The organism is Mesorhizobium sp. WSM4806, from assembly GCF_055811635.1.
The window spans coordinates 2,501-6,434 of the sequence record NZ_JBVVQZ010000048.1; the positions used below are offsets into that span (position 1 = coordinate 2,501).

General features: G+C 54.3%; 1 tRNA gene and 2 rRNA genes. All 3 read left to right on the plus strand.

From position 1 onward, the window contains the following. The first annotated feature begins 290 nt into the window (after nucleotides 1-290). A 23S ribosomal RNA gene (locus tag AC0L2M_RS34380) occupies nucleotides 291-3,157 on the plus strand. A gap of 296 nt (nucleotides 3,158-3,453) precedes the next feature. Continuing rightward, nucleotides 3,454-3,568: ribosomal RNA gene (rrf, locus tag AC0L2M_RS34385) — 5S ribosomal RNA — on the plus strand. A gap of 242 nt (nucleotides 3,569-3,810) precedes the next feature. After that, nucleotides 3,811-3,887 (plus strand) — tRNA-Met (locus AC0L2M_RS34390). Nucleotides 3,888-3,934: the final 47 nt, after the last annotated feature.

The window sequence follows — 3,934 nt, forward strand, 5'->3', positions numbered from 1 at the left end:
CTGTTTGACATCGTAAAGAGAAGATTTGTTCGAACTTCATAGCCCGCAAGGGATGTGATTTGTCGCGGGAGACGCTCAATCTCCCGCATATGATGGGTTTGCCTAACCGCACCCTCGAACCGATCTCGAGAAGCTGGTCTTTTTGTGCCAATGACATTGAAGCTAGATCCTGCACAGGATCTGGTTCGAGCGACGATCTCTTCGAGATCGCGCTGAGGCGACAATCCTTTGGTTTGTGGCTGAAGCGACGATCCCTTCGGGATCGCGCGGTGGGTATTGGCAATGAGAACGATCAAGTGTCTTAAGGGCAATTGGTGGATGCCTTGGCATGCACAGGCGATGAAGGACGTGATACGCTGCGATAAGCTACGGGGAGGTGCGAATACCCTTTGATCCGTAGATTTCCGAATGGGGAAACCCACCTAAGGTGCTTGGAAAATCAGAGCAGCAGGTAATTGGCGCGAGATCCCAAAAGGATTGAGCGTTAAGCGACGATCTCTTTGAGATCGCGCAGACTTGCTGCTGTGGTTTCCAAGTATCTGTTATAGGTAACTTATCCTGAATACATAGGGATAAAGTGGCGAACGCGGGGAACTGAAACATCTAAGTACCCGTAGGAAAGGACATCAACCGAGACTCCGGCAGTAGTGGCGAGCGAACCCGGACCAGGCCAGTGGCGATGATGAGACAAGCGGAACCTTCTGGAAAGTAGGGCCATAGTGGGTGACAGCCCCGTACGCGTAATGCAAATCATCGTCCTCGAGTAAGGCGGGACACGTGAAATCCTGTCTGAAATTGGGGGGACCACCCTCCAAGCCTAAGTACTCGTGCATGACCGATAGCGAACTAGTACCGTGAGGGAAAGGTGAAAAGCACCCCGACAAGGGGAGTGAAAGAGTACCTGAAACCGATTGCCTACAAACAGTGGGAGTCCAAGGTTCGTCCTGGGTGACCACGTACCTTTTGTATAATGGGTCAGCGACTTAGTGTGACGAGCAAGCTTAAACCGCTAGGTGTAGGCGCAGCGAAAGCGAGTCTGAACAGGGCGTTCAGTTCGTCGCATTAGACCCGAAACCGAGTGATCTAGCCATGAGCAGGTTGAAGGTAAGGTAACACTTACTGGAGGACCGAACCCATAACTGTTGCAATAGTTCGGGATGACTTGTGGCTAGGGGTGAAAGGCCAATCAAACTCGGAAATAGCTGGTTCTCCGCGAAATCTATTTAGGTAGAGCGTCGACCGAATACCCCAGGGGGTAGAGCACTGGATGGGCTAGGGGTCCTCACCGGATTACCAAACCTAACCAAACTCCGAATACCTGGGAGTACTAGTCGGCAGACACACGGCGGGTGCTAACGTCCGTCGTGAAAAGGGAAACAACCCTGACCTACAGCTAAGGTCCCCAAGTTATGGCTAAGTGGGAAAGGATGTGAGGATCCCAAAACAACCAGGATGTTGGCTTAGAAGCAGCCATCATTTAAAGAAAGCGTAACAGCTCACTGGTCTAAATAAGGGTCTTTGCGCCGAAAATGTAACGGGGCTCAAGCCATACACCGAAGCTTAGGGTTCGTGAGCAATCACGAGCGGTAGCGGAGCGTTCTGTAAGCTGATGAAGCCATACCCGTGAGGGGTGGTGGAGGTATCAGAAGTGCGAATGCTGACATGAGTAACGTAAGGGGAGTGAGAGACTCCCCCGCCGAAAGTCCAAGGGTTCCTGCTTAAAGCTAATCTGAGCAGGGTTAGCCGGCCCCTAAGTCGAGGCAGAAATGCGTAGACGATGGGAACCACGTTAATATTCGTGGGCCTGGAGGAAGTGACGGATCATTGAGGTAGTCCAATCTTATCGGATTGAACGGGCTGCTGCGTGGTTCCAGGAAATAGCTCCTCCTTATAGACCGTACCCGAAACCGACACTGGTGGACTGGTAGAGTATACCAAGGCGCTTGAGAGAACTATGCTGAAGGAACTCGGCAAATTGCACGCGTAACTTCGGAAGAAGCGTGACCCTTTTCCACGCAAGTGGAGGAGGGTGGCACAGACCAGGGGGTAGCGACTGTTTATCAAAAACACAGGGCTCTGCGAAGTCGCAAGACGACGTATAGGGTCTGACGCCTGCCCGGTGCTGGAAGGTTAAGAGGAGGGGTGCAAGCTCTGAATCGAAGCCCCAGTAAACGGCGGCCGTAACTATAACGGTCCTAAGGTAGCGAAATTCCTTGTCGGGTAAGTTCCGACCTGCACGAATGGCGTAACGACTTCCCCGCTGTCTCCAGCATAGACTCAGTGAAATTGAATTCCCCGTGAAGATGCGGGGTTCCTGCGGTTAGACGGAAAGACCCCGTGCACCTTTACTATAGCTTTACATTGGCATTCGTAGTGGCATGTGTAGGATAGGTGGTAGGCTTTGAAACCTGGGCGCCAGCTCAGGTGGAGCCACCCTTGAAATACCACCCTTATCACTATGGATGTCTAACCGCGGCCCGTCATCCGGGTCCGGGACAATGTATGGTGGGTAGTTTGACTGGGGCGGTCGCCTCCTAAAGAGTAACGGAGGCGCGCGATGGTGGGCTCAGAACGGTCGGAAATCGTTCGCTGAGTGCAATGGCATAAGCCTGCCTGACTGCGAGACTGACAAGTCGAGCAGAGACGAAAGTCGGTCATAGTGATCCGGTGGTCCCGCGTGGAAGGGCCATCGCTCAACGGATAAAAGGTACGCCGGGGATAACAGGCTGATGACCCCCAAGAGTCCATATCGACGGGGTTGTTTGGCACCTCGATGTCGACTCATCGCATCCTGGGGCTGGAGCAGGTCCCAAGGGTATGGCTGTTCGCCATTTAAAGCGGTACGTGAGTTGGGTTCAGAACGTCGTGAGACAGTTCGGTCCCTATCTGCCGTGGGTGTAGGAATATTGAAAGGATCTGTCCCTAGTACGAGAGGACCGGGATGGACGGATCTCTGGTGGACCTGTTGTGGCGCCAGCCGCATAGCAGGGTAGCTATATCCGGACGGGATAACCGCTGAAGGCATCTAAGCGGGAAACCCACCTTAAAACGAGTATTCCCTGAGAACCGTGGAAGACGACCACGTTGATAGGCCGGGTGTGGAAGAGCGGCAACGCTTGAAGCTTACCGGTACTAATAGTTCGATCGGCTTGATCGTTCTCATTCCCTATGCCCATTTTGGGCGACAATCCTTCGGATTGCGCCGAGATGGTCTGTTCTCACTCACGCTTGTTCCGCCCTGCGGGCGGCGCTACGTGGGTGCGGCGCATCGGCGCCGACGGTCGGTCGACCTTGCGAAGCTTCGCTTCGAAAGGCGCCAAGACCAAAAGAACGGTAAAGGCACACATAAGACCAGCGAACAGCTCAGAGAGAGCAGAAAATAGGGTTCCCTATTCGCTACTCTCTCATCGCTATTCGCTCAAAAAGCTTCTCGAGCAACGTGCGCTTTGCCGACCTGGTGGTTATGGCGGAGCGGCTGCACCCGATCCCATTCCGAACTCGGCCGTGAAACGCTCCAGCGCTGATGGTACTTCGTCTCAAGACGCGGGAGAGTAGGTCGCTGCCAGGTCTGCAAAACGCACGTTGCAAAAATCCAGTCTTCTCCTTACAAAACAGGCCCGCCAATCGGGAACTCGGGCCGCGCAAGCGGCCCTTTCAATTGGCGCAAGCTTGATTCCAGTGAGCCAAGGCTTACTTCTGAAGTTGACGCGGGGTGGAGCAGCACCCCGTCCGCCCGCAAAGGCCGAAGGCCTCGAGGACGGACAAAACAAAAAGTCCGGGCTGCCCGGCCGGCATTCGCCGTCTAGTTGACGCGGGGTGGAGCAGCCCGGTAGCTCGTCAGGCTCATAACCTGAAGGTCACAGGTTCAAATCCTGTCCCCGCAACCAAACAAAAACGGCCCGCATCACGCGGGCCGTTTTGCGTTTGCAGCCTG